Origin of the sequence: Luteimonas aquatica (genome assembly GCF_022662575.1) — a bacterium.
Lineage (GTDB): Bacteria > Pseudomonadota > Gammaproteobacteria > Xanthomonadales > Xanthomonadaceae > Luteimonas > Luteimonas aquatica.
Genome location: NZ_JALBFU010000001.1, coordinates 1,112,061 through 1,138,068, shown reverse-complemented (window position 1 = coordinate 1,138,068; position 26,008 = coordinate 1,112,061). Strand labels below are relative to the sequence as shown.

Sequence of the window (26,008 nt, the reverse complement as noted above, 5' to 3'; positions counted from 1 at the left end):
CCGTCTGGCTTCCCGAGCGCCGCGTGCGAGGAGTTCATCACACCCGGGCCGGGAACGCCCGTGACCCCTGTCAGAATTGACAGGGTCGGCGCCGATGTAACGCGTTACAGCGCGATCAGCCCCAGCGCCACCGCCCGCGCGCAGGCGGCGCGGCGTCCCTTCACTTGCAGCTTGCGCGCGGCCTGCTGCAGGTGGAAGTTCACCGTACGCTCGCTCAGCTGCAGGATCACCGAGATTTCCCACGAGGTCTTGCCGACCGCCGACCAGCACAGCACCTCGCGCTCGCGGACGCTGAGCGGGCGGACCGATTGCCGGTTGTCCTGCAGGCGGTCGAAGGTGGCCTGCAGGCAGTTGACGAAATACACCATCGCGCCGATGTCGCGATCGATCGCCGCCAGATCGTGGGTGGCATCGGTGGAGAAGGTGACGAAGGCCCAGTCGATGCCGCGCGACCAGCTCGGCACCGTGATCCCGGCCGACATGCCGAAATCGCCGGCGGCGCGCGTCTGCCGGCGCGCGCGCCGCAGCAAGGCCGGCGTGGGCGGCAGGTAGCCGAACTGTCCGCGCGTGTTCCAGGAGATCGCCGGCATCCCGGTGCGCGCGTGCAGCACGCGGGCATCGCCGCGCGCCATCTCCGGCCGGTGCAGGGTGGCGTAGCGGTCTCCCCACTCGTTGCGATAGTTCTCGAAGCTGTGATAGCCGGCGCGCCCGGTCGCGGGCCGCGACAGCCGTGCCGCGAAGCCATGGTGCTCGAAGCCCAGCGCGGCGGCGAAATCGGAGGTGCTCCGCCGCAGCGCCTCCATCGAGCCGGCCGCCAATACACGCTGGATGTGATCCCCGTATTGCATGCGGTCTTCCAGGGCGATCTTCCACGATGATCGGCCGGAACGATCTTCCGGGCGATCCTCGGCGCCATCTTAGTCGTTTTCGCGCTCCCGGCCCGGGACGCATATCCGTTATCATTCACGCTTTCCACGGAAAGCCTATGCGCATACTCGTCAGCAACGACGACGGCGTCGACGCCCCCGGCATCCGCATCCTGGCGGAGGGCCTGCGCAACGCAGGCCATGACGTGCGGATCGTCGCGCCCGACCGCGACCGTTCCGGCGCCAGCAACTCGCTGACGCTGGACATGCCGGTGCGCGTGACCCGGCTCGACGAGCGCACCTGGCGCGTGGCCGGAACGCCGACCGATTGCGTGCACCTGGCGCTCACCGGCATGTTCGAGGACGACGCCGAACCGGACATCGTGGTCTCGGGCATCAACAACGCCGCCAACCTGGGCGACGACGTGATCTATTCCGGCACCGTCTCGGCGGCGATGGAGGGGCGTTTCCTCGGCCTGCCGGCGGTCGCGGTCTCGCTGGCCACCGTCGACCAGGAGCCACGGCACTTCGAGACCGCGGCGCGCGCGGCGGTGGAGATCGTGGCGCGGCTGAAGTCCGATCCGCTGCCGGCCGACACCATCCTCAACGTCAACGTCCCCGACCGCGCCTGGCAGGACGTCAGCGGCTTCGAGGTCACGCGCCTGGGCAACCGCCACCGCTCCGAGCCCTGCGTGCCGACGCAGGATCCGCGCGGGCGCAGCGTGTACTGGATCGGTCCGGCCGGCCGCGAGCAGGACGCCGGTCCCGGCACGGATTTCCACGCCGTGCGCACCGGCCACATCTCGATCACGCCGATCCACGTCGACCTGACCCGCTACCAGGCGCTCGAGCAGGTCGCCAGCTGGGTCGGCGGCCTGGCGGCGGAGCTGCGCGAGGAGACGGGTGCATGACCGCGAGGATCCGCCTCGATTCGCAGGCGATCGGCGTGGGCATGACCTCGCAGCGCGTGCGCGACCGCCTGATCGAGCGCCTGCGCGAGGCCGCTCCCAACGGCGGGGGCATCCGCGACGAGCGCGTGCTCAACGCCATCCGCACCGTGCCGCGCCACCTGTTCGTGGACGAGGCGCTGGCCACGCGCGCCTACGAGGACACCGCGCTGCCGATCGGCTTCGGCCAGACCATCTCGCAGCCCTGGGTGGTGGCGAAGATGACCGAGGCCCTGTTCGCCAACGGCGCGCAGCCGCAGAAGGTGCTGGAAGTGGGCACCGGCTCCGGCTACCAGGCCGCGATCCTGGCCGCGCTCGGGCTGGAGGTGCATACCGTGGAGCGCATCGGCGAACTGCTGCGCACCGCGCGCAAACGCTTCCGCGCGCTGGGCCTGAACGTGCGCAGCAAGCACGACGACGGCCGCATCGGCTGGCCCGAGAACGGCCCGTTCGACGCCGTGGTGGTCACCGCCGCGGCGCCGTCGCTGGTGGACGCGCTGACCGAGCAGCTGGCGCCCGGCGGCACCCTGGTGGCGCCGGTGGGCGGCGGCAACGCGCAGTCGCTGCTGTGCCTGCGCAAGGACGCGAGCGGCGCGATCGAGCAGACCACGCTGGCGCCGGTGGTGTTCGTGCCGCTGCTTTCGGGCCTGGTGGACTGATGCGGGCGAAGCGGCGCGTCTACGGGCCAGTGGCTCGTGCGCTGCCGGGCGCACGGCCACGGGTGGCCGGGCCGGACTTTCCGGAGACCGCATCGCAGCGCCATGGATGGCGGCAGGATGCGATCGCGGCTGGAATCGCCTGCGGTAGAAGCATCCAGGGAGCGTTCGCATGAAGCTGTTCGCCCCCCTCTACGAGCGCGCGCTGGCCTGGGCGCGCCATCCGCGCGCGCCGTCGCTGCTGGCCGGCCTGAGCTTCATCGAGGCCATCGTCTTTCCGGTCGCGCCGGAAGTGATGCTGGCGCCGATGTGCCTGGCGCAGCCGCGGCGCGGGTTCTGGTTCGCCACGCTGAGCCTGGCCGGCTCGCTGGCGGGCGCGGTGATCGGCTATCTGCTGGGCCATTACGCCTACGAGGCGGTCAAGCCGCTGCTGCAGACGCTGGGCTGGATCGACAGGATCGAGGCGCAGGTGGCCTATTTGCGCGAGGTGGTGGCGCAGTCGCCGTGGAAGGCGTTCTGGATCCTGGTGATCGCCGGCTTCGCGCCGATCCCGCTGAAGATCTTCACCTGGGCCTCGGGCATCGTGGGGGTGCCGTGGCTGCCGTTCCTGGCCAGCATGGCGGTGGGGCGGGGCAAGCGCGTGTTCCTGATCGCGCTGGCGATCCGCCTGGGCGGCGAGCGCGCCGAGCGCGCGCTGCACCGCTACATCGAACCCATCGGCTGGGGGGCGCTGGTGCTGATCGCGGCCGGCATCGTCTACGTTGCATTCAGGGCGCATGCGGCATGAAAGGCGTTCGGATGCCGAGAGGGACGGATATGCTGCGCAGGGCCTGGGTGCGGATCGCGATCGCGTTGCTGGCTTCTGCCGTGCTGGCCGCGTGCAGCAGCTCGGTGGTGCGCGACAAGCGGCCGGGGCGGACGGTGTCCACGCCCAAGTACGGCGCCACCGCGGTGGTGAACCGCGGCGAGACCCTCTACCGGATCGCCACCAACAACGGCATCAGCCCGCTCGACCTGGCCACCTGGAACAACATCCCGCCGCCCTACACCATCTATCCGGGCCAGCGGCTGCGCCTGTATCCGGGCAGCGGCCGCCGTCCGGTGGCCTCGGTGCCGCGCCGCGCGACGGGAGGCACGGCGCCGTCGCGTCCGCCCGCCTCCACCGCCGCGCCGACGCCGGCTCCCGTGGCGGCGGCGCCGGTGGCCAGCCCGTTCGCCTGGCGCTGGCCGACCGAAGGACAGCTGGTGGGCACCTACATCGCCGGCAATCCCACCCGCCAGGGCGTGGACATCGCCGGCAGCGCCGGGCAGCCGGTGCGCGCGGCCGGCGACGGCGTGGTGGTGTACTCCGGCTCGGGCCTGGTCGGCTACGGCGAGCTGATCATCATCAAGCACAACGAGGAATGGCTGTCGGCCTACGGCCACAACCGCGCGCGGCTGGTCAACGAGGGCCAGATCGTCAAGGCCGGCCAGCAGATCGCCGAGATGGGGCGCAGCGGCGCCACCCGCGACATGCTGCACTTCGAGATCCGCTACAACGGCAGGCCGGTGGATCCGATGCAGTACATGCCGAGGCGATAGCCGCGCGGCCGGGATGACGCGCATGCGCACCGTGCCGCTCGTCCTGCTGGCACTGCTCTCGCTGGCGCTGCTTTCGTCAGCGCCGTCCGGCTGCCGTAGCGCCCCGCGCGCCGCCGCCGATGGCAAAGCCCATGCCGGCCCGGCGCCGGCGGCCGCGCTCGAAGTGGTCACCCTCAATCTCTGGCACGACAAGGGCGACTGGCCGCGCCGGCGCGAGATGATCGTCGCCGCGCTGCGCGCCTCGCGCCCGGACGCGATCTTCCTGCAGGAAGTGCTGCAGGACGCAGGCCTGCCCAACCAGGCCGAGGATCTCGCGCGCGCACTCGGCTATGCCTGCTTCTTCGTCTCCGTCGATCCGCCCGACAGGACGCGGCGCTACGGCAACGCGGTGCTGACCCGGCACCCGGTGCGGATGCGCGCACAGCGGGCGCTGCGGCCGCCGGAGGACTACCGCGTGGCCGGCATGGTCCGCGCCGACGTCGGCGGGCAGCCGCTCAACCTCTACGTGACCCATCTGAATTTCACCGACGCCAGCGGCGCCACCCGCGCCCGGCAGATCGGCGACCTGCTGGCCTTCGTCGACGCCACGCGCGGCGACGCGCCCTCGGTGATCGCCGGCGACTTCAACGTCGGCGCCGCCGCGCCGGAGCTGGCGCCGCTGCGCGCGCGCTACACCGACGCCTTCGCGGCCCTGCACGCCGCTCCCGATGCGCCGGCGAACACCACGCTCAATCCGCATTACGGGCATCCGCGAACCCGGATCGACCACGTATTCCTGCAGACCGGCGTGCTGATGCCGGTGCGCGCGCGGATCGTGCTCGACCGGCCGGATGCGTCGGGCACCTGGCCTTCGGATCACTTCGGATTGCAGGTCGGCTTCCGGCGCGAATGAGCGCGGGCCCGACCGCCGGCTACCGGCAGGGCGAGCTGCGGCGGCGGTAATCGCTTCCCCAGGTGCGATAGCCGGCGCTGTCCACGTGCACGTGGCGGTTGTCGTACAGGCCGAGCCCGAAGCCGCTGGACGCCCCGGCCTTGCGCCAGTGCGCGCACAGCCGGGCGATGCGCGAGGGATCGGCCGGAAGATCGAAATCGAGCGCGGCGTTGCGAAGATGCTGGCTGCGCGTGCTGCCGCCCTCGCAGCGGTTGAGGGTGGCACCGCGATACGCCGATCCGACCTCGGCGCCGTCGAGCAGGCCCTGTTGGCGCAATGCGCGCACCAGGCGCAGGGTGGGAATCATCCGCGGCCAGGCAGCGCGTGGCGGCACCGCGAACTCGGAAGCGCCGCAGCGCCACCAGGCGCGGCCGCTGCGCAGCAATTGCGCGGGCGGCAGGACGTCCGCCACGCCCGCCTGCCGCAGATAGGCCAGGTAATCGTCGGTCGCAGCCGCGGCGTCGGACTCGCGCCAGCGGGCGTAGCGTTCGGCGGGAGAGGGCGAGAACGCCCCGCAGGCGGCGAGCAGAAGCGGCATCGCCACGGCGGCACCGGCCAGGCGCCACGGCGCGCCACCGGCTAGGCGGGGAATACGAACCCGGCGACCACGCGCCGGCCCTCGCTGGCCAGCACGTTGAAGGTGCGCGCGGCCGCGGCATTGGTCATCGCCTCCAGGCCGATGCCCCGCGCGAGGCAGGCGGCCTGGACCTCGGGCGGCGGGAAGGCCTGGGCGCCGCCGCTGCCGAGCACGATCAGCTCGGGCGCCAGGCGCAGCAGCGGCTCCAGGTCGGCGGGCGTCATCCGCGCGACGTCGGTGACCGGCCACTGTTCGACCAAAGCGGCGGGCGAGAGCACGAAGCTGGCGTGCAGGGTGCGCTCGTTGACCAGGGCGTGGCGCCCGTCGGCGCCGCGCAGGAAGTAGTCGTAGTCCGGGCGTTCCAGAAGCAGTTGCACGCGAGCTCCGAAGCGGTGTCCTAGGCGCGCGGCAGCACGATCTGGCGCTTGTCCTTGCTCGGCCGGTAGAGGGTGGCGGTATGGCCGATCCGCTGCACCAGGGCGGCGCCGCTGCGCTGGGCGAGCTGCTCGATCATGGCGTCGCGCGTCTCGCGGTCCTCGGCGGCCACCTTCACCTTGACCAGCTCGTGGTGCTCCAGGACTTCGTCGAGTTCGGCCACCACCGCGTCGGTGACGCCCTTGCCGCCGATCTGCAGCAAGGGTTTCAGGCCATGGGCCTGGCCACGCAGGAAGCGGTTCTGGGCCGCGGTCAGGGGGGCCGGGCCGCGCCCGGCCGATGCCGTATCCTTATCGGCCGCCGCAGGTCGCGACGCCCGGCCGCGGACGGCCGGGCCGGACGTTCCGTAAGCCGATCTGCGCTGCGCCATGGGTGGCAACCCGATACGTTATGAAGTGGCGGACAGAGTATCATAACTGCCCGCAAAGCCCTGATTTGCAGGCATTTCCCCCGCCGCATGGCCACCCGCAGCAAAAGCAGCCGCCGCTGGCTGCAAGAGCATTTCTCCGACCCCTACGTCAAAAAGGCGCAGGCCGAGGGGATGCGCTCGCGCGCGGCCTACAAGCTGGAGGAGCTGGTCGAGCGCGACCACCTGCTCAAGCCCGGGATGGTGGTGGTCGATCTGGGCGCCGCCCCGGGTGGCTGGTCGCAGTGGGTGCGCCAGGAACTCGACCGCCTGGCCCCGGCGCAGCCGGGGCGCGTGGTGGCCCTGGACATCCTGGAGATGCCGCCGCTGGCCGGGGTCGAGTTCCTTCATGGCGACTTCAGGGAGGAAGCCGTCTTATCGCAGCTTGAGACCAGCCTGGACGGCCGTCCTGTCGACCTTGTCCTGTCCGATATGGCCCCCAATAAGAGTGGCGTGGACGTCGTCGACCAGCCGCGGGCCATGCACCTGGCGGAGTTGGCGATGGACTTCGCCGATCACCACCTGCGCACCGGCGGCGCGTTCCTGATCAAGCTGTTCCAGGGCGCGGGATTCGACGATTACGTGCGGGAGCTGCGGCGGCGCTATGCCAAGGTGGCGGTCCGCAAGCCGGCGGCCTCGCGCAAGCGTTCGCCGGAAGTCTATGCCCTGGCGCAGGGCAAACTGGCGCAGATGAAGTAAGGTAGCGGCGGTGCCGCGGAGCGAAACTGGATGAACGATTTGGTCAAGAATCTGCTGCTCTGGGTGGTGGTCGCCATCGTGCTGATGATGGTGTTCCAGAGCTTCAACCCGAAGAGCGGCGTAGGCGGCTCGGAAGTCGACTATTCGTCGTTCATTTCCGACGTGCGCGGCGACCGCATGAAGCAGGTCAAGATCGCCAGCGACGAGCGCCATGTCGAGTTCGTGCGCAAGGACAACTCCACCGGCAAGACCATCGCGCCGCTGCGCGACGACAAGCTGATGGACGATCTGGTGCTGCACAAGGTCGACATCGAGCAGGCGCCGCCGGAGTCCAACAACCTGCTGTGGACCCTGCTGATCAATTTCCTGCCGGTGCTGCTGATCATCGGCTTCTGGTTCTTCATGATGCGGCAGATGCAGCAGGGCGGCAGCAAGGGCGCCATGTCCTTCGGCCGCTCGCGCGCCAAGCTGCTCAACGAGGACCAGACCAAGGCCACCTTCGCCGACGTCGCCGGCTGCGACGAGGCCAAGGAGGAAGTGGCCGAGCTGGTGGAATTCCTGCGCGACCCGGGCAAGTTCCAGAAGCTCGGCGGCAAGATCCCGCGCGGCGTGCTGATGGTCGGCCCGCCCGGCACCGGCAAGACCCTGCTCGCCAAGGCGATCGCCGGCGAGGCCAAGGTGCCGTTCTTCTCGATCTCCGGCTCCGACTTCGTCGAGATGTTCGTCGGCGTGGGCGCCTCGCGCGTGCGAGACATGTTCGAGCAGGCCAAGAAGCACGCGCCGTGCATCATCTTCATCGACGAGATCGACGCGGTCGGCCGCCATCGCGGCGCCGGCCTGGGCGGCGGCCACGACGAGCGCGAGCAGACGCTCAACCAGCTGCTGGTGGAAATGGACGGCTTCGAGGGCGGCGAGGGCGTGATCGTGATCGCCGCCACCAACCGCCCCGACGTGCTCGACCCGGCGCTGCTGCGCCCGGGCCGCTTCGATCGCCAGGTCGTGGTCGGCCTGCCGGACGTGAAGGGCCGCGAGCAGATCCTGCGCGTGCACATGCGCAAGGTGCCGCTGGCCGACAACGTCGAGCCGATGGTGGTCGCGCGCGGCACGCCCGGCTTCTCCGGCGCGGACCTGGCCAATCTCGTCAACGAGGCGGCGCTGTTCGCCGCGCGCGAGAACGCCAAGGAAGTGCGCATGGACCACTTCGACCGCGCCCGCGACAAGATCCTGATGGGCGCCGAGCGCCGCTCGATGGCGATGAGCGAGGACGAGAAGACGCTGACCGCCTACCACGAGGCCGGCCATGCCATCGTCGGCCGCCTGGTGCCCGAGCACGACCCGGTCTACAAGGTGACGATCATCCCGCGCGGCCGCGCGCTGGGCGTGACCATGTACCTGCCCGAGGGCGACAAGTACAGCTACAACCGCACCGCCATCGAGTCGCAGTTGTGCTCGCTGTACGGCGGGCGCGTCGCTGAGGAGCTGATCTTCGGCGTCGACAAGGTCACCACCGGCGCCTCCAACGACATCGAGCGCGCCACCAAGATGGCCCGCAACATGGTCACCAAGTGGGGCCTGTCGGACGAGCTCGGCCCGATCGCCTACGGCGAGGAGGAGGACGAGGTATTCCTCGGCCGTTCGGTGACCCAGCACAAGAACGTCTCTGACGACACCGCGCGCAAGATCGACGAAGTGGTGCGCAGCATCCTCGACAAGGCCTACGGCCGCACCACCCAGATCCTCACCGAGAACATCGACAAGCTGCATACGATGGCCAAGCTGCTGCTGCAGTACGAGACCATCGACGCGCCGCAGATCGATGCGATCATGGAGGACCGCGATCCGCCGCCGCCGGCCGGCTGGGGAAAGAGCAACGGCAAGGGCGAACCGCGCCCGCTGCCGCCCATCGGCGGTCCCGCGGAGCAGACCTGACGCCCGGGCGTTGCGATCGGCAGTCGAAAAGGCCAGAGTCCGCTCTGGCCTTTTTCTTTTGCGGGGGCGGGATGGAGCAGGACAAGACTGCGGCGCAGGCAACCTCGAAGATCGGCACCGGCATCGCCCTGGGCACCGCGCTCGGCGCGGCGATCGGCCTGGCATTCGACAACCTGGTCATGGGCGTCGGGATCGGCGTGGCGCTGGGCGTGGTGCTCGGCGCCGGCATGGACGGCGCGAGCGCGAAGAAGAAGACCAAGGCACAGGCGGACTGATGTTCGACGCCTCGCCGCAGCTGGACTGCGCCGGACGCGTGCTGACGCTCGATCGGCCGCGCGTGCTGGGCATCGTCAACGTGACGCCGGATTCGTTCTCCGACGGCGGCGCGCACCACAGCGCCGAGGCCGCCGTCGCGCACGGGCTTCGATTGGCGGAGGAGGGCGCGGACGCGCTCGACGTCGGCGGCGAGTCGACGCGCCCCGGCGCGGACGAGGTGCCGCTGGAGGAGGAGCTGCGGCGCGTGGTTCCCGTCGTCGAGCGCCTGGCGCGCGAAACCGCGCTGCCGGTCAGCGTCGACACCTCGAAGCCGGAGGTGATGCGCGCGGCGGTCGCCGCCGGCGCCGGCATGATCAACGACGTTTACGCGCTGCGCCGCGAAGGCGCCCTCGATGCCGCCGCGGCGCTGGGCGTGCCGGTGGTGCTGATGCACATGCTGGGCGAGCCGCGCTCGATGCAGGATGCGCCCGAATACGACGACGTGGTCGGCGAGGTGCATCGCTTCCTGGCCGAGCGCCTGTTCGCGGCGGAAATGGCGGGCATCGCCAGGAAGCGTATCGTCGTCGACCCCGGTTTCGGCTTCGGCAAGACGCGCGATCACAACCTCGCGCTGCTGGCCCGGCTGCAGCGCTTCACCGAACTCGGCGTGCCGGTGCTGGCCGGGCTGTCGCGCAAGCGCAGCATCGGCGATCTGACCGGCCGCGCGGCGCCGGCCGAGCGCGTGCACGGCTCGGTCGCCGCCGCGCTGATCGCGGCCCAGCGCGGCGCCATGCTGCTGCGCGTGCACGACGTCGCCGCGACCGTGGACGCGCTCAAGGTATGGACCGCCGTCGCGGCGGTGCCGACGCCGCGCGCTAAGACGCCAGGTCCGGATATCCGCTGGCCTGACGAGATCTGAGGCTTCGTTCCGCCGCGGCGAGGCGGATGCGCTTCATTCGCTGGGCAGGTCGAAAGGCTCGATCGGCGTATCGAAGTCGAAGACGTAGGTGGCATCGGGCATCGTCCGTTGCCAGGTGGTGGAATATCGCTCCGCGAATACGATCGGCTTGCCGTCCTGGTCGCGTGTGAGCGTATAGATGTGGAAATAGGTCTCGGGCACGGCGGTAATGGCGACGCCATCGTTGGCCAGGGTATAGGCCTGCTTGATCCGGTATGCGTCGCAGATCCCGGTCTTGCAGAGCAGCCGGCCATGCTCGACGTCGAGGATCGCGTCGCGATAAATCTTCGGAAGGCCGAGATAGAAGCCGTCGGTATGCGGATCGCATTGCCATGCCGGCGCGGAAAGCGTCCTTCTGCAAACGGTTGCATCGATGGCAATGGCTTCGTGGCCGGGACGGATCTCGCGAAGCCGGCGCCTGGCACCGCCGAGGTAGTAGTCGGTGCCGTAGCCCATGGTTCCGTCGGGAGCGACGAGAACGACGTCGGCGGAAAACCCTTTGATGGACCTGTCGATCAGGTAGCGATGCGCCTGCGAGAAGGCCGTGACCGCTTCGTCCAGCAGCGGGGGCGCAGGATATCTGGCGCGAAATTCCGCCGGACTCAGATAGCCCTGCCGGGCCCGATCGAGCTTCTCCGGGTCGGGCTTGCCGGCATTCGCGGACGATGAAGCAAGCGCGAGCGCCAGGCAGAGAGCCGCATACGGGGAAGGTTTCGGGTAAGTTCTCCAGCGAGACGGCTTCAAGACGATCATCCCCAGGCAATGGCGCACGTATTCCAGAGCACCAGGATGCCCTTTCGCGGGAGGGCGCCCGATGGGGGCTGATGCCCGTTTGCCCGCCATCGCCATTATGGGCCCCACCGCGTCGGGCAAGACCGCGCTGGCGCTGGAATGGGCGCGGCGCCTGGGCGGCGAGATCGTCAGCGTCGACTCCGCCCTGGTGTATCGGGGGCTCGACATCGGCGCGGCCAAGCCGACGGCCGAGGAGCGGGGCGGGATTGCGCATCATCTGATCGACGTGCGCGATCCCTGGCAGGCGTACTCGGCCGCCGAGTTCGCCGAGGACGCCCGCCGCGCCGTCGCCGGCATCCTCGCCCGCGGCGGCATGCCGATCCTGGCCGGCGGCACCGGCCTGTATTTCCGCGCGCTGCTGCAGGGCCTGGCGCCGATGCCCGAAGCCGACGCCGAGGTTCGTGCGGCCATCGCGGCCGAAGCGGCGGCGCGCGGCTGGCCTGCCCTGCACGCGGAACTGGCGCGCGTGGATCCGGCCGCGGCGGCCAAGATCCGGGCCGGCGATGCGCAGCGCATCCAGCGCGCGCTGGAGGTCCACCGCATCAGCGGCCGGCCGATCAGCGCATGGCAGCGCGACGCGGTCTCGCCGGCGCGGCTGCCGTGCCGGGTGCTCAAGCTGGTGGTGGCGCCGCGCGAGCGCGCCGTGCTGCATGCCCGCATTGCCGAGCGCTTCGACGCGATGCTGGCGGCGGGCTTCCTGGAAGAGGTGCGGCGCCTGCGGGCGCTGCCGCAACTGCGGGCGCACCCGCGCCCGGACGAGCTGCCGGCGGTCCGGGCGGTGGGCTATCGCCAGGCCTGGGCGCATCTGGACGGCGCCACGCCGGCTGCCGATTTCCGCGACCGCGCGATCTTCGCCACCCGCCAGCTTGCCAAGCGCCAGATCACCTGGCTGCGCGGGGAGCTGGATGCCCGGTGGTTCGACCCGGCCACGGACCGGCCGCGGCTGGAAGCCGCCGTCTCGCTGTTCCTCGGCAAGCGCGTAGGCTGAACGGGCGGGGCGAGGGGCGTGGGGCACCCGCGAGGCGGGAGGCTGGCCGAGCGGCCCATGGCCGGCGTCGCGACCGGGCGGACCATTCCGCGACATGCGTCACCATCATGCGGCCAACATCGCCCAACTGTTGTATAACATCGCTTGCGCCGCCGTGGGGATACGGGTCGGGCGTTGGGGCGCAAGCCATAACAACAATAACCAAGCTGAGAAAAAACAATGTCTAAGGGGCAATCTCTCCAGGATCCATTCCTGAACGCGCTGCGGCGCGAGCGTGTGCCGGTCTCGATCTATCTGGTCAACGGCATCAAACTGCAGGGCACGGTAGAATCCTTCGACCAGTTCGTCGTGCTGCTGCGCAACACCGTCAGCCAGATGGTCTACAAGCACGCGATCTCCACGGTGGTGCCGGCGCGCAACGTGCGCGTGGGTCCGGGCGGCGGCTATGTCCAGCCTGGCGATGGCACCGCGACCGAAGCCGACGGCGACGAAGCCGAATAGACCCACCCGAACACCAGAGGCCTGAACGCTCTTGTTTGAACGCTCCCGCAAGGGCGAACACGCGCTGCTGATCCAACCCCACGCCGGCGGACCGCCGGACGAGGGCGTGCTGGAGGAATTCGCCGATCTGGCGCGCTCCGCGGGGGCCGGCGTCGCGGCGGTGCTGACCGCGCGCATCGACCGCCCCAATCCGGCCACCCTGATCGGCAGCGGCAAGCTCGCCGAGGTGAAGGCGGCCGCCGACGCCAGCGGCGCCGACCTGGTACTGGTCAACCACCCGCTCACGCCCGGCCAGGAACGCAACCTGGAGAAGGCGCTGGAGCGGCGCGTGGTCGACCGCACCGGCCTGATCCTGGACATCTTCGCTCAGCGCGCGCACAGCCATGAGGGCAAGCTGCAGGTCGAGCTGGCGCAGCTGCGCCACATGGCCACGCGCCTGGTGCGCGGCTGGACCCACCTGGAGCGCCAGCGCGGCGGCTCCATCGGCCTGCGCGGTCCGGGCGAGACCCAGCTCGAGACCGACCGCCGCCTGCTGCAAAAGCGCGTGGAGCAGCTGCAAAAGCGCCTGGAGAAGGTGGAGGTGCAGCGCACGCAGATGCGCCGCGCGCGCGTGCGCAGCGAGATGCCGCGCGTGGCCCTGGTCGGCTACACCAACGCCGGCAAGTCGACCCTGTTCAACGCGCTCACCGGCGCCGGGGCCTACGCCGCCGACCAGCTGTTCGCCACCCTCGATCCGACCGTGCGCCGCGTCGTGCTGCCCGGCGGCGACATCGTGCTGGCCGACACGGTCGGCTTCGTGCGCGACCTGCCGCACGAGCTGGTCGCCGCCTTCCGCTCCACGCTGTCGGAGGCGCGCGAGGCCGACCTGCTGGTGCACGTCATCGACGCCGCCGACCCGCTGCGCGAGGAGCGCGTCGCCCAGGTCGATGCCGTGCTGCACGAGATCGGCGCGGGCGAGATTCCGCAGTTGCTGGTCTACAACAAGATCGACAGGATCGACACCGACAGGCCCGAGGGGGTGCAGCCTCGGCACGACCGTCCCGGCGGCGAGGACGCGGATGCGGCCGCGCGCGATCGCGTATGGATATCCGCGCGCGACGGGATCGGCCTCGACCTGCTGCGCACGGCGCTGGCCGCGCGCCTGGGCCTGCGCCGGGTCCGGGCCGAGCTGCGCCTGCCGCCCTCGGCCGGGCGTCTGCGCGCACGCCTGCACGCGCTGGATGCGATCCGCGGCGAGACGCACGACGAACACGGCTGGACGCTGGAAGTCGATCTCGCCCTGGCCGACGCCGAGCGCCTGGCCGGGCAGGCCGACGGCGCGCCGCTGCTGGCGCTGCTGGCCGATGCCGATCCGGCAAGCCCGGGTTTCAACGAGCCCGATTCAAGGCGTCTTGATCCGGCACGTCCCGACCGGGCATGAGCGTGGCGCTCCCGTCCGACGGCGGGTGCTTGTGTCCGGGCGGTCCCGGCCCAACCTTCAGTAAACTGTCGCGCCGGCCCCCGACCAGGCCGCGCGGCAACTTCCCAGATTGGAGCAGGCATGGCCTGGAACACCCCCGGTAGCGGCAGCCCGAAGAAAGACGAGGACGGATCCGGCAGGAACGGGCAGCAGCGCAACCCCTGGCAGTCCAGGCGCGGCCGCGGTGGCGGCGGCGGATTCGGCGACTGGTTCAACAACCTGCGCGGCCTGCCCGGCGGCGGTCCCTGGCGCTGGATCGGCCTGGCCGCGGTATTGTGGCTGGCCTTCAGCGGCTTCGTGCTGGTGGCCGAGCAGGAGCGCGGCGTGGTGCTGCGCTTCGGCCTGTTCTCGCGCGTGCTGCAGCCCGGCCCGCATTTCAAGCTGCCCTGGCCGATCGAGCGCGTCACCAAGGTCCAGGCGACCAAGATCCAGAGCTTCGGCGAGAGCGTGCTGGTGCTCACCTCGGACGAGAACATCGTCCGCGTCGACATCAACGTGCAGTACCGCATCAACGACCCGCAGAAATTCCTGTTCGGCACCCGCAACAGCCGCGAGGTGCTGGAGCAGGCGGCCCTGTCCACCGTGCGCGAGCAGATCGGGCGCTCCAGCCTCGATACCGTGCTCGGCGCGCGCGAGCAGCTCGCGGTCTCGGCCAAGACGCAGCTGCAGAAGTCGCTGGACGCCTACCGCACCGGCCTGTACGTCACCGAGCTCAACCTGCCCAACGCCCGGCCGCCGGAAGAGGTGAAGCCGGCCTTCGACGACGTCAACAGCGCGCAGCAGGACAAGGACCGCTCCATCAGCGAAGCGCAGGCCTACGCCGCCAAGCTGGTGCCCGAGGCGCGCGGCCAGGCCGCCGGTGTGCGCACCGTGGCCGAGGGCTACAAGACCGCGGCCATCGCCCGCGCCACCGGCGACGCCGAGCGCTTCTCGCTGCTGGTGGAACAGTACCGCGGCGCGCCCGAGGTCACGCGCAAGCGCCTGTGGCTGGAGGCCGTGCAGCAGGTGCTGGCGAACAACCGCAAGATCGTCGGCGGCGACAGCCGCCAGCTGATCTACGTGCCGATGGTGGGGCAGGGCGGCGGCGCCTCCGCTGCCGCCTCGCCGGTCATCACGCCCGACATGATCGCCCCCACCGTCAGCGCCACGCCGGGCGATGCCGATCCGCGCGGCGAACGGACGTCGCGCAGCAGCCGTGACGAGGAGCCCGGCCGATGAGACTGAATCTTGTACTCCCGGTGCTGATCGCCGCGGCCCTGGCCCTGCTGGGTTCGGTCTATGTCGTGGCCGAAGGCCATACCGCGATCGTGCTCAACCTCGGCCGCGTCACCCGCACCGACATCGCTCCCGGCCTGCATTTCAAATGGCCGCTGATCGAGCGCGCGCTGGTCTTCGACCGCCGCCTGCAGGTGATCCCGGCCGATCCCGAGCGCTACCTAACCTCCGAGCGCAAGGACGTGAGCATCGACTTCTTCGCCGTGGGCATGATCCAGGACGTGCGCGCCTTCTACCGCGCCACCGGCGGCGACGAGGAAGTGGCGACCAAGACGCTGGCGCCGATCATCACCGACTCGCTGCGCAACGAGATCAACTCGCGCACGCTGTCGCAGGTGGTCTCGGGCAACCGCTCCGAAGTGATCGGCGAGCAGCTCGACGCCATCAACAAGGGCGCGGCCAACATCGGCGTACGCATCGTCGACCTGCGCATCAAGCAGGTCGACCTGCCTACCGACAGCACGGTGATCAAGGACGTCTACCGCCGCATGAGCGCGCAGCGCCAGCAGGTGGCCAGCCGCCTGCGCGCGGAAGGCGAGGAGCAGGCCCAGGCGATCAAGGCCAAGGCCGACCGCGACCGCGCCGTGATCCTGGCCGAGGCCGAGCGCGACGCGCAGAAGCTGCGCGGCGAGGGCGACGCCGAGGCCACGCGCATCTACGGCGCCGCCGCCAACAAGGACCCCGGCTTCTACGCCTTCCAGCGCAGCCTCGATGCCTATCGCGCCACGTTCAGCGACGGCAAGGCGGTGATCGTGCTCGACCGCAACGATCCCTTCCTGCAGTACATGCGCAGCGACAAGTAGCGGGCAATGCGATGAAGGACATGCTGGCGGCCCTGTGCCTGGTCGCCATCCTCGAGGGCCTGCTGCTGTTCGCCTTTCCCGACGCCTGGCGGCGCATGGCCGAGCAGCTGCACGCGATGGACGACCGCAAGCTGCGGCGCGCCGGCGGCATCCTGCTGGCGATCGGCCTGGTCGCGCTGTTCCTGGTGCGCGGCTGACGGACGGAGGGGCGGCGGCTGCCCGCCCGCACTGAACGGCGGCCGAGCGGCGCCAGCGCCTTGCCGGCAACGGCCGCGCGCAGGGTGGCAAGGGCACCATGAAACCCGGATAATGCACAAAAGCCGGACGAGCGCGCCCCCAACCCGGGGCAGCCCGCCGGCTTTTGCGTGTGCGGATCCCTCCGCAAGAGCCCGGCCGTCCCTGGCCGGACTTTCTAATGCTTAGGAGCTTAGCCATGGGTCAGTCAGTTGTGGTCTTGGGAGCCCAGTGGGGCGATGAAGGCAAGGGCAAGATCGTCGATCTGCTCACCGAGGAGATCGGCGCCGTCGTCCGTTTCCAGGGCGGCCACAACGCCGGGCATACCCTGGTCATCAACGGCAAGAAGACCGTCCTGCACCTGATTCCCTCCGGCATCCTGCGCGCCGACGCGCTGTGCCTGATCGGCAACGGCGTGGTGATCAGTCCCGCCGCGCTGCGCAAGGAGATCGAGGAGCTGGAGAACGGCGGCGTCGAAGTGCGCTCGCGCCTGAAGATCTCGCCGGCCGCGCCGCTGATCATGCCCTACCACATCGCCCTCGATCAGGCCCGCGAGAAGGCCGCCGGCGGCAAGGCCATCGGCACCACCGGTCGCGGCATCGGCCCGGCCTACGAGGACAAGGTGGCGCGCCGCGGCATCCGCGTCGCCGACCTGCACTATCCCGACCAGTTGGCCGAGAAGCTGCGCGCCGCGCTCGACTACCACAACTTCGTCCTCACCCGGTATCTGGGCGTGGACGCCGTCGACTACCAGCAGACCTACGACGAGGCGCTGGCCTTCGGCGAATACGTGCAGCCGATGAAGTCCGACGTCGCCGGCATCCTCCACGACCTGCGCAAGCAGGGCAAGCGCGTCCTGTTCGAGGGGGCGCAGGGCTCGTTGCTGGACATCGACCACGGTACCTATCCCTACGTCACCTCCAGCAACACCACCGTGGGCGGCGCCCTGGCCGGCGCCGGCGTGGGCGCGGACGCCATCGACTATGTCCTGGGCATCGCCAAGGCCTATGCCACGCGCGTGGGCGGCGGCCCGTTCCCGACCGAGCTGGACGACGACGTGGGGCAGGGCATCCGCGACCGCGGTCAGGAATACGGCGCCACCACCGGCCGGCCGCGCCGCTGCGGCTGGATCGACATCGTCGCCCTCAAGCGCGCGGTGGCCATCAACGGCATCAGCGGCCTGTGCATCACCAAGCTCGACGTGCTCGACGGCATGGACAAGCTCAACATGTGCATCGCCTACCGCTACCGCGGCAAGGAAACCGAGTACGCCCCGCTCGACGCCCAGGGCTGGGACGAATGCGAGCCGGTGTACCTCGAGTTCCCGGGCTGGAAGGAGACCACCCACGGCATCACCGAGTGGGACAAGCTGCCGCCCGCCGCGCGCGCCTACCTGCGCGCGCTGGAGGAGCTCTCCGGCTGCCCGCTGGCGATCGTCTCCACCGGCCCGGACCGCGAGCACACCATGGTGCTGCAGGATCCCTTCGCCTGAGGCGAGGTCGGCGGCATCGAGCGATGGACAAAAAGCCCGCGCGACGCGGGCTTTTTGTTTTGGCGCGTGCTCCAGGCAATATTGCGGATCGAGCCGGTTCGGATACCGGGCATCGGAGTAGGCCATGTTCATGACCAAGCGCCGCATCCGCTTTGGAGACTGCGATCCGGGCGGCGTGATCTACGCGCCAAGGCTCGGTTATTTCGTGGTGGAGGCGGTCCTGGATTTCCTCTCGGATCGACTCGGCGGCCCGGCGGAGCGGGAAATCATGAAGATGGGAGTGCTCCCGCCCGCGCGCGCATTGTCGATCGAATTCCTGAGCCCCCTCGAGTGGGACGCGGACGTCGAGATCCGCGTATCCGTGCGCGAACTGCGGACCCATGCCATCGCGTATGCCGTCGTGGGCAAGCTGGCGTCGGGCGAGACGGCGTTTCTCGCCGAACTCACCCAGGTCTGCGTATCGCCGGAAACGCGTCGTCCGGTGGCCGTGCCGGAAGCGTTGCGCCGGGCGTTGGGCGGGTCCGTCGATGCCTGATGCGGCCGGCGGCGCGAGAACCGTTTCGGGTAGCCACTTCCCGAATGTTGTGCGATAACCGCGGTCGAGCCATCGGAGGCGGTCCTTGGAATTCCAGCAGATCCTGTTCCTGATCATCCTCGGCGTCAGCCTGGCGCTGTTCGTCAGCGAGAAGCTGCGCGTGGACGTGGTGGCAATGCTGGCGCTGATGGCGCTCTCCTTCAGCGGCATCCTCAGCCCGCGCGAAGCCTTGTCCGGGTTTTCCAGCGAGCCGGCGATCATCGTCGCCGCGGTCTTCGTGCTGTCGGCCGGCCTGTCCTCCACCGGCATCACCGAGCGCATCGGCGCGGCGATCGGCAAGGCCGCGGGCGGCAGCGAGTGGCGGACGATTGCCGTGATCATGCCGGCGACCGCCGCGCTCGCCGCGTTCTCGCATCATGTGATGGTGACGGCGATGATGCTGCCGATCCTGATGCGCCTGGCGCGGGACCAGAAGATGGCGGCCTCGCGCCTGCTGATGCCGATGTCGCTGGCCGCGTCCCTCGGCACCACGCTGACCCTGGTCAGCGCGCCGGCCTTCCTGCTCGCCAACGATTTCCTCAAGCGTTCCGGCGGCGATGCCCTGGACCTGTTCGCGATCACCCCGATCGGCGCGGTGCTGGTGCTGCTGGGCACGCTGTACATGCTGCTGGGGCGCTGGCTGGTGCCCAAGCGCAGCGGCGAGGCGGGCCAGGCGGACTATCTGCGGCTGGAGCGCTACTACACGGAGCTGGTGGTGGACGCACAGTCGCCGTGGATCGGCAAGACCTACGGCGAGTTCCGCAAGCATTTCGACGAACGCCTGCAGGTGGTCGACTGGCTGCGCTACGGCATGCGCCGCCGCCGGCAGGCGCCTGAAAGCCCGCTGGCCGAGGGCGACGTGCTACTGGTGCGGGCCTCGCCGGACGAGATCGCCTCGATCAAGGACGAGCCCGGCCTGTCGCTGCACGCCGTGGTCAAGTACGGCGAAAACCCGAAGGACGGCCGGCACACCGATCTGCTCGGCGAGGAACAGCTGATCCAGGCGGTGGTCGCGCCGAACTCGGAGTTCGTCGGACGCAGCGTCGGCAGCATCGATTTCCTCAACACGCTGGGCGTGGTCGTGGTCGGGCTGTGGCGACGGGAGGGATGGCTGAGCGGAGAACTGTCCGAGCAGGTCCTGGAGCAGGGCGACCTGCTGGTGCTGTGGGGCGCGCAGCAGACCTTCAGCCAATTGTCCCAGCATCACGGCTTCATGATGCTGGTGCCGTTCGAGGCGCAGAAGCGCACGCGCCGGCGCGCGCCGCTGGCGCTGGCGATCATGGCGGCCACGGTGGTCGCGGCCGCGACCGAAACGCTGAGCCCGCAGATCGCCTTCCTCGCCGGCGCGGTGGCGATGGTCGTCACGCGCTGCGTCGACATCAAGCGTGCCTATGCCGAGATCGACGTGCGCATCTTCGTGATGATCGCGGGCGTCATCCCGCTCGGCATCGCGATGGAGAAGACCGGGACGGCCGAGTGGCTGGCGCAGTTGCTTTCCAGCCACACCAAGGACTGGTCGCCGCTGATGCAGCTGCTGGTCATGTTCTCGGCCGCCGCCCTGCTGACGCAGATCCTGTCCGACGCCGCCACCACGGTGCTGTTGGCGCCGATCGCGCTGGCCATGGCGGAAGCCTTCGGCCTGCCGCCGGCGCCGTTCGTGATCTGCATCGCGATGGGCGCGGTGGCCTCGTTCCTCACGCCGATCGGCCACCACGGCAATCTTCTGATCCTCAACCCGGGGCAGTACACCTTCGGGGATTTCCTGCGCGTGGGCGTGCCGCTGACCGCCCTGATCGGCATCGCAACGGCATGGATGGCGCGCTGGCTTTGGCTGGGAGGGCCGTTGCTGCCGTAGGGCCGCAACGGTCGGGGCCGTCAGCCTCGACGCGCCGCCTCGATCGCGGCGATGTCGATCTTGCGCATCTGCATCATCGCCTCGAAGGCCCGCTTGGCGGCCGCCCGGTCGGGATCGTTGATCGCATCGATGAGCATGCGCGGCGTGATCTGCCACGACAGGCCCCACTTGTCCTTGCACCAGCCGCAGGCGCTTTCCTGGCCGCCGTTGTCGACGATCGCGTTCCACAGGCGGTCGGTTTCGGCCTGGTCGTCGGTCGCGATCTGGAACGAAAACGCCTCGTTGTGCTTGAAGGCGGGGCCGCCGTTCAGGCCGACGCAGGGAATGCCGGCCACGGTGAACTCGACGGTCAGCACGTCGTTCTCCTTGCCGGAAGGATTGTCGCCCGGGGCGCGAAGGATCCTGCCGACGGCGCTGTCGGGAATGGTTTCGGCGTAGAACCGGGCGGCGTCCAGGGCGGTGCCGTCGTACCAGAGACAAATCGTGTTCTTGCTGATCATCCACGTTCTCCATCGATGACAGGGGGCGGAACCTCGGCATCCGGCCCGGTGCGTGCCGGCGCGGCGGTTTGCGCGTCGGCGAGAATACCCGGTTCGGCTTCCGATGGCGTTGCGCAAAGCCGGATATCGCCGCTGGGGCGCGCGCGGCACGCGGAAGGCCATCTCCAGGATTGCGACGGCCGTCGCGATCTTCGCGGCCGCTCGCGGTCCTCTCGCCTGCGTTCCAAGCCAAAAACAAAAAAGGGGAGGCGCCGCGCGCCTCCCCACCATCAATTTATACAACACGGGGGGGCTTGCGGCAAGGCCCCGCGCGCGATGCAGCATCGCCGCCTTCACGCAAGCGGAGAAAGGCAATGACGGGTTCGCAAACGTACTACCACGGCACGAAGGCCGACCTGAAGGTCGGCGACCTCATCGAACCGGGCCGTGCCTCCAATTACGGCAAGAGAAAGCCCGCGGTTTTCATCTACCTGTCAGCGACATTGGACGCGGCCATCTGGGGCGCCGAGCTGGCCGTCGGTGCGGGACGCGGCAGGATCTACATCGTGGAACCGACCGGCTCCATCGAAGACGATCCGAACCTGACCGACAAGAGATTCCCCGGCAACCCCACCAAGTCCTACCGCTCCCGCGAACCGTTCCGTGTGCTCGGCGAGGTCATGGAGTGGCAGGGACATCCGCCCGAGCGGCTCAAGGAGATGCGCGATTATCTCGAGGACCTCAAGCGGCGCGGCATCGAGGCCATCGAGGAATGAGCGCGCCCGCCAGGCGGGGCCGGCCCGTGCCGGCCCCAGGGGCCGGCGGAATCCTCGCGGGGCCAATTCAAAGGTCCAACACCCAATCGTTGTAGCCCGGGAAATAGGTCGGGTGCGCGTCCATGTAGGCCTTCATTTCGTCCATCTGCTCCTTTTCCCGCTTGAAGTCGGCCTTGCGCTTGTCCGGGTCCAGGAATTCCACGTAGGTGTCCGCGCCGCGATCCTTCTCCCACTTGCTCTTGAAGTCGGCGAACTCCTCGCGGTGGAAGTCGAAAATGCTGCGGTCGCCGGGCGACTGTCGGCCGCCCCAGTCGTCGTCCTTCAGATCATCCACGTTGTCGATGTACGAGCGCGCCTCGTCGAAGCGGGCGAGGGTGGTGACGGCGTAGTCGTACTTGACGTTCCAGTCGCCCTTGGTGACGCCGTCCTCTCCCAGCTTGGAGAACCACTCGTACTGTTCCTTGGCCTCCTTCTTCTCCTTGGCGTCGCTGACGAACACCGAGACCAGCTCGGAGGCGATCGTCAGCAGCACGCCGACCGGACCCAGGCCGCGGGTGATGGCGCCGATCACGCGCTCGGCGACCTCGCCGGCCGCCTTTCCGCCCACGGCGGAGACGAACTTGCCGCCCGCGTTCAGGACGTCGGGCGCCAGGTCGAGCGTCCCGGACATCACGCCGAGCACGGCGGACGCCTTCTCGGCGCTCGAGGAGTCGTCGTTGAAGGTTGCCGCGGCGTCCATTCCGCCGGTCACCACGCCGAGCAGGCCGCCCGCCTTGCCCGAGTAGTCGCTCAACACCTTGAGCGTCGACTTCGACATGCGCGACAACAGGCCGTCGCTCGGCGGCGATCCGTTGGGATCGCCTGCGGCGCCGCGCAGGCCCTCGAGAACCTTGTCGGCGTTCTTGACGCCGTCGGCGTCCGGGATCTCGGTGCTGCCGACGTTTTCGCCGATGGCCGAGACGGCGCGGTTGCCGTTCCTGGTTTCCACGCCCATGTGGGACTTGATCGACTTGTCGACTCCGAGCAGATCGAGCGCCGAGCCGTCGACGCCCTTGACCAGGTTGCCTAGCAGCTTGGTCGTGTCGGGCAGCGATCCGACCATCTCGACCAGGCCGCCGACGGTGGCGAGCTTCTCCTCCGGCGTCTCGCCCAGGCCGTCGTTGACCAGGCCGCGAACCGTCGAGGCGATGCCGATCGCCCCGGTCACCGCCGGCAGCACGCCGTTGGAATCCAGGCTGTCGTAGAGCGACCGGATCGATGCCTTCTTGTCGCTGCTGAAGTCGAAGCGGCCGAAGACCTTGTCGATGTCCTCCTGGGAATGCCCTTCCTGGCGCAGTTCCGCGGCGATGTCGGCGAAATCCGTCTTTGCCTTGTCGCCGCCGTCCTTGAGGAAGCCGTCGATCTTGTCGGCCAGATCGAACGGCAGGCCGGCCTTCTCGATGCCGTTGGTGATCGCTTCCAGGCCGGCATCGACCGCGTCCACCTTGGCGTCGTCGCCGATCTCGTCGGGGTTGGCGAAGGACGCGTCGATGTCGCTGGCGAGCGCGTTGACGGCGAACTTCTGCCCGGCGCCCTTGGCGCGCTCGGGATCGAGCAGGGACAGCTGCGAGATCGCGTCCTCCACGTCGGCCTGCATCCGCGGCTTGTCCCAGGCCGGCAGCTTGCCGGCCTCCGCCACGTAGTCGGGGCTCTCGACGACCTTGGCCAGCTTGTCGGCCATGTCCTTGCGGTCGCTTTCGGGCACTTTGCCGATGGCTTCCTTCAGGCTCTTCTGATAGAGCGTGGAGACCTGCTCGTTCCGCATCACCTGGTCGAGCTTCTGGTTGATGGCGCCCTCGTCGAGCATGTCCCGCATGTCCGCCGGCTCGAGCTTGACCAGGTTCTCGGACTCGGTGATGGTGACGCCGCCGACGTTGATGTTGCGGTTCTCGTACACCGGATGCACGAACTTCCCGTTGGTGACCGCGCTGCGCGCCTCGATCAGGCGGAGGAACTCCGCCTGCGGGCTGTCCTCGTACAGATCCTTCTTGCCCTTGATCTCGTCCACCATCAGCTTCATGGCGGCATCGCCGACCTTGAGCTTGTGGCCGTCCACTTCCTCGCTGGTCTGCAGCGAGAACAGGTCGGTATCGGCGATGGGGTCGAGGCCGGCGCGATCGCGGGCGTTGTCGATCGTCTGCCGGCCGACGTCGAGGTACTTCTGCTTGGCGGCGGCGTAGGCGCCCGGCGAGTTGGCTTCGTTGACCGCGTACTTGCCGCCGCCCTGGGTGTCGAAGCGGAGCCAACCGTCGGCATATTCGCCCGGATACGACACGTTCTTGATGTCTTCGTAGACGAACTTGTCGTCCGGCCCGATTTCCTTGTAGCCGTCGGCGAGTACATCCTTCGGCGCGTCGCTCTTGTCCGGGGGAGGCGACGGATCGGGCTTGTCGCTTCCGCCCGGGTTGTCGGTGTCGATGAGCTTCGACGCCTTGTCCTTGCCGATGTGGTTGTCGGTGTAGCCGCGCCCGACGGCGTCCAGGACCCGGGTTCGGTCCTCGGCGCCGATGCGGCCGCTGTCGACCATCTTGTCCAGGCGGGCGCTCTGCAGCCAGGACTCCGTGGCGCCCTTGTCCTTCTCGAGGATCACGCCGAGGAAGCGGCCGCGGTCCTCCTGGCTGAGGGTCGGGAGGAATTCGTTGGACAACGATTCCAGGCGCCGGTCGTAGTCGTCCTTCTTGGCTTTCTTCTCGCCGACGTCGTGCAGCTTGTCCGCCAGCTTCTCGAGGTCCGCCTTGCTCGGCGAAACATAGTGTTCGTTTGCGCCGGTGGGAGTGTTGACGCTTTTGCTCTGATTGCCGGCAGGTCCGATAGCCATATGCGCCTCGCGTCATGGAGAGGAAGGCCGGCAAACATGCTGTCCGGAGACGAGCCTGGCGGCCGCGGAATCTGCGGGTCGAGCGGCGTCTTGCCGTCGGCGCCCGCCGCAACGCAAACGGTGCTGCGAAGCTTTCGCCGAAATCAGGATGGGCGCGGGATTGGATCGTGTTAACTGGGGTAATCCCTAGGTTTTGCGCACAAGCGGTTTTCTGAATTGAAGACGCATCACGGAATGCGAAGAGCGAACGGGATTGGGTTTGCCGGTGGCCGGACGAGAAGGACGTGCGCGGTGTCCGGATGCTTCGGCATGCGATGCCGCCGCCGCGCGAGGCCGTGATGGCGCCGTGAAATCGTGATGCCTCGTTCGACACCGGCTGGAAGGGCTATTGGCGGCGGCCTGTCGATGCGCCGGCGATCGGACGCGCGATGCGGTGGAAAGAGGCTAGTCCGCCTTCAGCCACCGCCGGATGCGCGCGTACACGGCCGCATCGCCAAGAAGCTCGAGATGATTGATGCCGTACCCGATCCATCGCCGCGACGCGGGAATGCCGAGGTCGAAAGCGGGATTGGCGTGATCGCCCAGGGCGCTGGCGACCGGGACCAGTCCGTCGCCGCTCAGGCGGCGGGGCTTGCCGTCCCGGCGTGCCGCCTGCGTGGTCGCGGCGATGGCGTAGGCGCGGACCGCCGCGGGGAGCGGCAGCGGGGTTCGGTTGTCCTCGCGGCCGTTGCCGCGTTTCCAGTCGCGATCGAGGAGGTTGCCGTGGCGAAGATCCTGGATGCCCGCGCTGCGCAGCTGGCTCAGGCGCACGAACGGGGCGCTGTAGGGGCTGAAGGCAATCAGTTGCTCGGCCCAGTTGCCGGCGCGTTCCAGCGGCGCGCCATGATGCGGGGTGCCCAGGAATACGGCACGCAGCGGCAACCGCGTCCAGGACTTGTCCTTGCGCAGGCCGGCCTCGAGCGCGCTCCTGACCACCAGCCCGCCCATGCTGTGGCACAGGAACACGACGTCCTCCACGTCGACCGGCCAGGCCTTGAGCAATCGCTCGAGCAACCCGGCCAGTTCCCGTCCGTTGTCCGAGATGCGCCGTCCGGAGTTGTAGTGCAGGTAGACCGGGGTGTAGCCCAAGGTGCGCGCGAGGGCTTCGCCGTGGTCGTGGCCATCGTATTTCCACTGCCTGTCGTTCATGCACAGGCCGTGCACCATGACCAGCAGCTTGCCGCCGGCTTGAGGCAGCCGTGCGCGCAGGGCGCCGCGCGCCAGCGGCAGTTCCTGCCCATCGCGTCGAAACCGCATGGGGATCGCCAGCGGATTGCCGCTGGCTTCCAGGTGATCGCCCAGCACGCCGTTGATCGCGGAGAGGATCGCATCGCGCCACGGCGACGGGCCGACGCTGCCCAGCGTCGAGGCGAACGCGGACAGCGACAGGTCCATGCCGTCGCCCACCAGGCGGGTGAGACCGCGAACGCTGCGGTACGCCAATCCGGTCACGCCGGTGGTGGCGGCAGGGGCCGGGCGGCCTATCGCCGCAGGCAGGTACGTGATCGCGGCATGCGTGGCCTCGACCAGTTCGGCAGCGCCGATCACGCCGTCGATCGCGAGTTGTCCGATGCCGCGCAGATCGTCCGCGACGCCTCGTGAAACCTGTCGCTTGCGCAAGGACATCGCGTGGCCAGGAAAAGT

27 protein-coding genes are annotated in these 26,008 nt (G+C 69.3%); 19 read left to right on the top strand and 8 right to left on the bottom strand.

From position 1 onward, the window contains the following. Positions 1 to 104: 104 nt before the first annotated feature. Complete coding sequence (locus tag MD221_RS05315) at positions 105 to 848, bottom strand: helix-turn-helix transcriptional regulator (protein WP_242108327.1); 744 nt, start codon at positions 846 to 848, stop codon at positions 105 to 107. A 137-nt stretch (positions 849 to 985) separates the two neighbouring features. Between MD221_RS05315 and surE the strand changes: the two genes are divergently transcribed. The 5 genes from surE to MD221_RS05290 all read left to right on the top strand — a co-directional run bounded on the left by surE (position 986) and on the right by MD221_RS05290 (position 4,942). Next, entirely contained in the window at positions 986 to 1,777 is a 792-nt protein-coding gene (surE, locus tag MD221_RS05310; protein WP_242108326.1) for a 5'/3'-nucleotidase SurE, read from the top strand. Further along, positions 1,774 to 2,472 carry a protein-L-isoaspartate(D-aspartate) O-methyltransferase gene (locus MD221_RS05305; RefSeq protein ID WP_242108323.1) on the top strand — a complete coding sequence of 233 codons (699 nt, stop codon included), beginning with the start codon at positions 1,774 to 1,776 and terminating at the stop codon, positions 2,470 to 2,472. Before surE ends, MD221_RS05305 begins: the two co-directional genes overlap by 4 nt. Positions 2,473 to 2,641: 169 nt before the next feature. Beyond that, positions 2,642 to 3,256 carry a YqaA family protein gene (locus MD221_RS05300; protein WP_242108321.1) on the top strand — a complete coding sequence of 205 codons (615 nt, stop codon included), beginning with the start codon at positions 2,642 to 2,644 and terminating at the stop codon, positions 3,254 to 3,256. Positions 3,257 to 3,285: 29 nt separating this feature from the next. Then, positions 3,286 to 4,050: a peptidoglycan DD-metalloendopeptidase family protein gene (locus tag MD221_RS05295; RefSeq protein ID WP_242108320.1), complete on the top strand. Its 765-nt coding sequence runs from the start codon at positions 3,286 to 3,288 to the stop codon at positions 4,048 to 4,050. Positions 4,051 to 4,072: 22 nt separating this feature from the next. Next, complete coding sequence (locus MD221_RS05290; RefSeq protein ID WP_242108319.1) at positions 4,073 to 4,942, top strand: endonuclease/exonuclease/phosphatase family protein; 870 nt, start codon at positions 4,073 to 4,075, stop codon at positions 4,940 to 4,942. A gap of 19 nt (positions 4,943 to 4,961) precedes the next feature. Here MD221_RS05290 and MD221_RS05285 read toward each other — a convergent pair whose 3' ends face one another. Genes MD221_RS05285 through yhbY form a run of 3 tightly spaced genes read right to left on the bottom strand, consistent with a single transcriptional unit; the run spans position 4,962 to position 6,249 of the window. Then, on the bottom strand, positions 4,962 to 5,519 hold the full coding sequence (locus MD221_RS05285) for a D-Ala-D-Ala carboxypeptidase family metallohydrolase (RefSeq protein WP_242108596.1): 558 nt from the start codon (positions 5,517 to 5,519) through the stop codon (positions 4,962 to 4,964). 41 nt (positions 5,520 to 5,560) lie between these two features. Further along, complete coding sequence (locus MD221_RS05280) at positions 5,561 to 5,935, bottom strand: Mth938-like domain-containing protein (RefSeq protein WP_242108316.1); 375 nt, start codon at positions 5,933 to 5,935, stop codon at positions 5,561 to 5,563. Positions 5,936 to 5,955: 20 nt separating this feature from the next. Next, positions 5,956 to 6,249 (bottom strand): ribosome assembly RNA-binding protein YhbY, encoded by a 294-nt coding sequence (gene yhbY, locus MD221_RS05275; protein ID WP_242108595.1) that lies wholly within the window; start codon positions 6,247 to 6,249, stop codon positions 5,956 to 5,958. A gap of 201 nt (positions 6,250 to 6,450) precedes the next feature. On the opposite strand from yhbY, the gene rlmE reads away from it, so the two are divergent. The 4 genes from rlmE to folP all read left to right on the top strand — a co-directional run bounded on the left by rlmE (position 6,451) and on the right by folP (position 10,201). After that, complete coding sequence (gene rlmE / locus MD221_RS05270) at positions 6,451 to 7,098, top strand: 23S rRNA (uridine(2552)-2'-O)-methyltransferase RlmE (protein WP_242108315.1); 648 nt, start codon at positions 6,451 to 6,453, stop codon at positions 7,096 to 7,098. Between the two features lie 30 nt (positions 7,099 to 7,128). After that, complete coding sequence (gene ftsH, locus MD221_RS05265) at positions 7,129 to 9,027, top strand: ATP-dependent zinc metalloprotease FtsH (protein ID WP_242108314.1); 1,899 nt, start codon at positions 7,129 to 7,131, stop codon at positions 9,025 to 9,027. 71 nt (positions 9,028 to 9,098) lie between these two features. Continuing rightward, positions 9,099 to 9,302 (top strand): glycine zipper domain-containing protein, encoded by a 204-nt coding sequence (locus tag MD221_RS05260; protein WP_242108313.1) that lies wholly within the window; start codon positions 9,099 to 9,101, stop codon positions 9,300 to 9,302. Next, entirely contained in the window at positions 9,302 to 10,201 is a 900-nt protein-coding gene (gene folP, locus MD221_RS05255; protein ID WP_242108312.1) for a dihydropteroate synthase, read from the top strand. Before MD221_RS05260 ends, folP begins: the two co-directional genes overlap by 1 nt. A gap of 33 nt (positions 10,202 to 10,234) precedes the next feature. Here folP and MD221_RS05250 read toward each other — a convergent pair whose 3' ends face one another. Beyond that, complete coding sequence (locus MD221_RS05250; protein ID WP_242108608.1) at positions 10,235 to 11,089, bottom strand: hypothetical protein; 855 nt, start codon at positions 11,087 to 11,089, stop codon at positions 10,235 to 10,237. On the opposite strand from MD221_RS05250, the gene miaA reads away from it, so the two are divergent. The 9 genes from miaA to MD221_RS05205 all read left to right on the top strand — a co-directional run bounded on the left by miaA (position 11,055) and on the right by MD221_RS05205 (position 20,213). Beyond that, entirely contained in the window at positions 11,055 to 12,020 is a 966-nt protein-coding gene (miaA, locus tag MD221_RS05245; protein ID WP_242108311.1) for a tRNA (adenosine(37)-N6)-dimethylallyltransferase MiaA, read from the top strand. The two genes, MD221_RS05250 and miaA, sit on opposite strands and share 35 nt — an antisense overlap. Before the next feature lie 219 nt (positions 12,021 to 12,239). Then, entirely contained in the window at positions 12,240 to 12,521 is a 282-nt protein-coding gene (gene hfq / locus MD221_RS05240) for an RNA chaperone Hfq (protein WP_242108310.1), read from the top strand. 31 nt (positions 12,522 to 12,552) lie between these two features. Further along, entirely contained in the window at positions 12,553 to 13,941 is a 1,389-nt protein-coding gene (gene hflX / locus MD221_RS05235) for a ribosome rescue GTPase HflX (protein ID WP_242108309.1), read from the top strand. Positions 13,942 to 14,061: 120 nt separating this feature from the next. Then, positions 14,062 to 15,198, top strand: coding sequence for an FtsH protease activity modulator HflK (gene hflK / locus MD221_RS05230; protein ID WP_242108307.1), 1,137 nt, complete (start codon positions 14,062 to 14,064; stop codon positions 15,196 to 15,198). Then, positions 15,195 to 16,058 carry a protease modulator HflC gene (gene hflC / locus MD221_RS05225; protein WP_242108305.1) on the top strand — a complete coding sequence of 288 codons (864 nt, stop codon included), beginning with the start codon at positions 15,195 to 15,197 and terminating at the stop codon, positions 16,056 to 16,058. The genes hflK and hflC overlap by 4 nt, the downstream gene beginning before the upstream one ends. An 11-nt stretch (positions 16,059 to 16,069) precedes the next feature. Continuing rightward, positions 16,070 to 16,255, top strand: coding sequence for a DUF2065 domain-containing protein (locus MD221_RS05220; protein ID WP_242108302.1), 186 nt, complete (start codon positions 16,070 to 16,072; stop codon positions 16,253 to 16,255). A gap of 236 nt (positions 16,256 to 16,491) precedes the next feature. Further along, positions 16,492 to 17,784 (top strand): adenylosuccinate synthase, encoded by a 1,293-nt coding sequence (locus tag MD221_RS05215; protein WP_242108300.1) that lies wholly within the window; start codon positions 16,492 to 16,494, stop codon positions 17,782 to 17,784. A gap of 124 nt (positions 17,785 to 17,908) precedes the next feature. Next, positions 17,909 to 18,319 carry an acyl-CoA thioesterase gene (locus tag MD221_RS05210; protein WP_242108298.1) on the top strand — a complete coding sequence of 137 codons (411 nt, stop codon included), beginning with the start codon at positions 17,909 to 17,911 and terminating at the stop codon, positions 18,317 to 18,319. Between the two features lie 85 nt (positions 18,320 to 18,404). Beyond that, complete coding sequence (locus MD221_RS05205) at positions 18,405 to 20,213, top strand: SLC13 family permease (RefSeq protein ID WP_242108296.1); 1,809 nt, start codon at positions 18,405 to 18,407, stop codon at positions 20,211 to 20,213. Positions 20,214 to 20,233: 20 nt separating this feature from the next. Here MD221_RS05205 and MD221_RS05200 read toward each other — a convergent pair whose 3' ends face one another. Further along, a complete protein-coding gene (locus MD221_RS05200) occupies positions 20,234 to 20,713 on the bottom strand; it encodes a VOC family protein (protein WP_242108294.1) in 480 nt (159 codons plus the stop codon). 353 nt (positions 20,714 to 21,066) lie between these two features. Between MD221_RS05200 and arr the strand changes: the two genes are divergently transcribed. After that, positions 21,067 to 21,468, top strand: a complete 402-nt coding sequence (arr, locus tag MD221_RS05195; protein WP_242108290.1) for an NAD(+)--rifampin ADP-ribosyltransferase — start codon at positions 21,067 to 21,069, stop codon at positions 21,466 to 21,468. A 67-nt stretch (positions 21,469 to 21,535) separates the two neighbouring features. On the opposite strand, the gene MD221_RS05190 is transcribed toward arr, so the two are convergent. Together MD221_RS05190 and MD221_RS05185 are read right to left on the bottom strand one after the other, a co-directional pair. Beyond that, positions 21,536 to 24,325, bottom strand: coding sequence for a hypothetical protein (locus MD221_RS05190; RefSeq protein ID WP_242108288.1), 2,790 nt, complete (start codon positions 24,323 to 24,325; stop codon positions 21,536 to 21,538). A 444-nt stretch (positions 24,326 to 24,769) separates the two neighbouring features. Next, positions 24,770 to 25,990 carry an esterase/lipase family protein gene (locus MD221_RS05185; RefSeq protein WP_242108287.1) on the bottom strand — a complete coding sequence of 407 codons (1,221 nt, stop codon included), beginning with the start codon at positions 25,988 to 25,990 and terminating at the stop codon, positions 24,770 to 24,772. Between the last annotated feature and the right edge of the window lie 18 nt (positions 25,991 to 26,008).

What these genes read in the sequence shown, in the direction of transcription:
- MD221_RS05315 (WP_242108327.1), bottom strand. Translation starts at nt 848, where the DNA reads ATGCAATACGGGGATCACATCCAGCGTGTATTGGCGGCCGGCTCGATG.
- surE (WP_242108326.1), top strand. Translation starts at nt 986, where the DNA reads ATGCGCATACTCGTCAGCAACGACGACGGCGTCGACGCCCCCGGCATC.
- MD221_RS05305 (WP_242108323.1), top strand. Translation starts at nt 1,774, where the DNA reads ATGACCGCGAGGATCCGCCTCGATTCGCAGGCGATCGGCGTGGGCATG.
- MD221_RS05300 (WP_242108321.1), top strand. Translation starts at nt 2,642, where the DNA reads ATGAAGCTGTTCGCCCCCCTCTACGAGCGCGCGCTGGCCTGGGCGCGC.
- MD221_RS05295 (WP_242108320.1), top strand. Translation starts at nt 3,286, where the DNA reads ATGCTGCGCAGGGCCTGGGTGCGGATCGCGATCGCGTTGCTGGCTTCT.
- MD221_RS05290 (WP_242108319.1), top strand. Translation starts at nt 4,073, where the DNA reads ATGCGCACCGTGCCGCTCGTCCTGCTGGCACTGCTCTCGCTGGCGCTG.
- MD221_RS05285 (WP_242108596.1), bottom strand. Translation starts at nt 5,519, where the DNA reads ATGCCGCTTCTGCTCGCCGCCTGCGGGGCGTTCTCGCCCTCTCCCGCC.
- rlmE (WP_242108315.1), top strand. Translation starts at nt 6,451, where the DNA reads ATGGCCACCCGCAGCAAAAGCAGCCGCCGCTGGCTGCAAGAGCATTTC.
- ftsH (WP_242108314.1), top strand. Translation starts at nt 7,129, where the DNA reads ATGAACGATTTGGTCAAGAATCTGCTGCTCTGGGTGGTGGTCGCCATC.
- MD221_RS05260 (WP_242108313.1), top strand. Translation starts at nt 9,099, where the DNA reads ATGGAGCAGGACAAGACTGCGGCGCAGGCAACCTCGAAGATCGGCACC.
- folP (WP_242108312.1), top strand. Translation starts at nt 9,302, where the DNA reads ATGTTCGACGCCTCGCCGCAGCTGGACTGCGCCGGACGCGTGCTGACG.
- miaA (WP_242108311.1), top strand. Translation starts at nt 11,055, where the DNA reads ATGGGGGCTGATGCCCGTTTGCCCGCCATCGCCATTATGGGCCCCACC.
- MD221_RS05250 (WP_242108608.1), bottom strand. Translation starts at nt 11,089, where the DNA reads ATGGCGATGGCGGGCAAACGGGCATCAGCCCCCATCGGGCGCCCTCCC.
- hfq (WP_242108310.1), top strand. Translation starts at nt 12,240, where the DNA reads ATGTCTAAGGGGCAATCTCTCCAGGATCCATTCCTGAACGCGCTGCGG.
- hflK (WP_242108307.1), top strand. Translation starts at nt 14,062, where the DNA reads ATGGCCTGGAACACCCCCGGTAGCGGCAGCCCGAAGAAAGACGAGGAC.
- hflC (WP_242108305.1), top strand. Translation starts at nt 15,195, where the DNA reads ATGAGACTGAATCTTGTACTCCCGGTGCTGATCGCCGCGGCCCTGGCC.
- MD221_RS05220 (WP_242108302.1), top strand. Translation starts at nt 16,070, where the DNA reads ATGAAGGACATGCTGGCGGCCCTGTGCCTGGTCGCCATCCTCGAGGGC.
- MD221_RS05215 (WP_242108300.1), top strand. Translation starts at nt 16,492, where the DNA reads ATGGGTCAGTCAGTTGTGGTCTTGGGAGCCCAGTGGGGCGATGAAGGC.
- MD221_RS05210 (WP_242108298.1), top strand. Translation starts at nt 17,909, where the DNA reads ATGTTCATGACCAAGCGCCGCATCCGCTTTGGAGACTGCGATCCGGGC.
- MD221_RS05200 (WP_242108294.1), bottom strand. Translation starts at nt 20,713, where the DNA reads ATGATCAGCAAGAACACGATTTGTCTCTGGTACGACGGCACCGCCCTG.
- arr (WP_242108290.1), top strand. Translation starts at nt 21,067, where the DNA reads ATGACGGGTTCGCAAACGTACTACCACGGCACGAAGGCCGACCTGAAG.
- MD221_RS05190 (WP_242108288.1), bottom strand. Translation starts at nt 24,325, where the DNA reads ATGGCTATCGGACCTGCCGGCAATCAGAGCAAAAGCGTCAACACTCCC.
- MD221_RS05185 (WP_242108287.1), bottom strand. Translation starts at nt 25,990, where the DNA reads ATGTCCTTGCGCAAGCGACAGGTTTCACGAGGCGTCGCGGACGATCTG.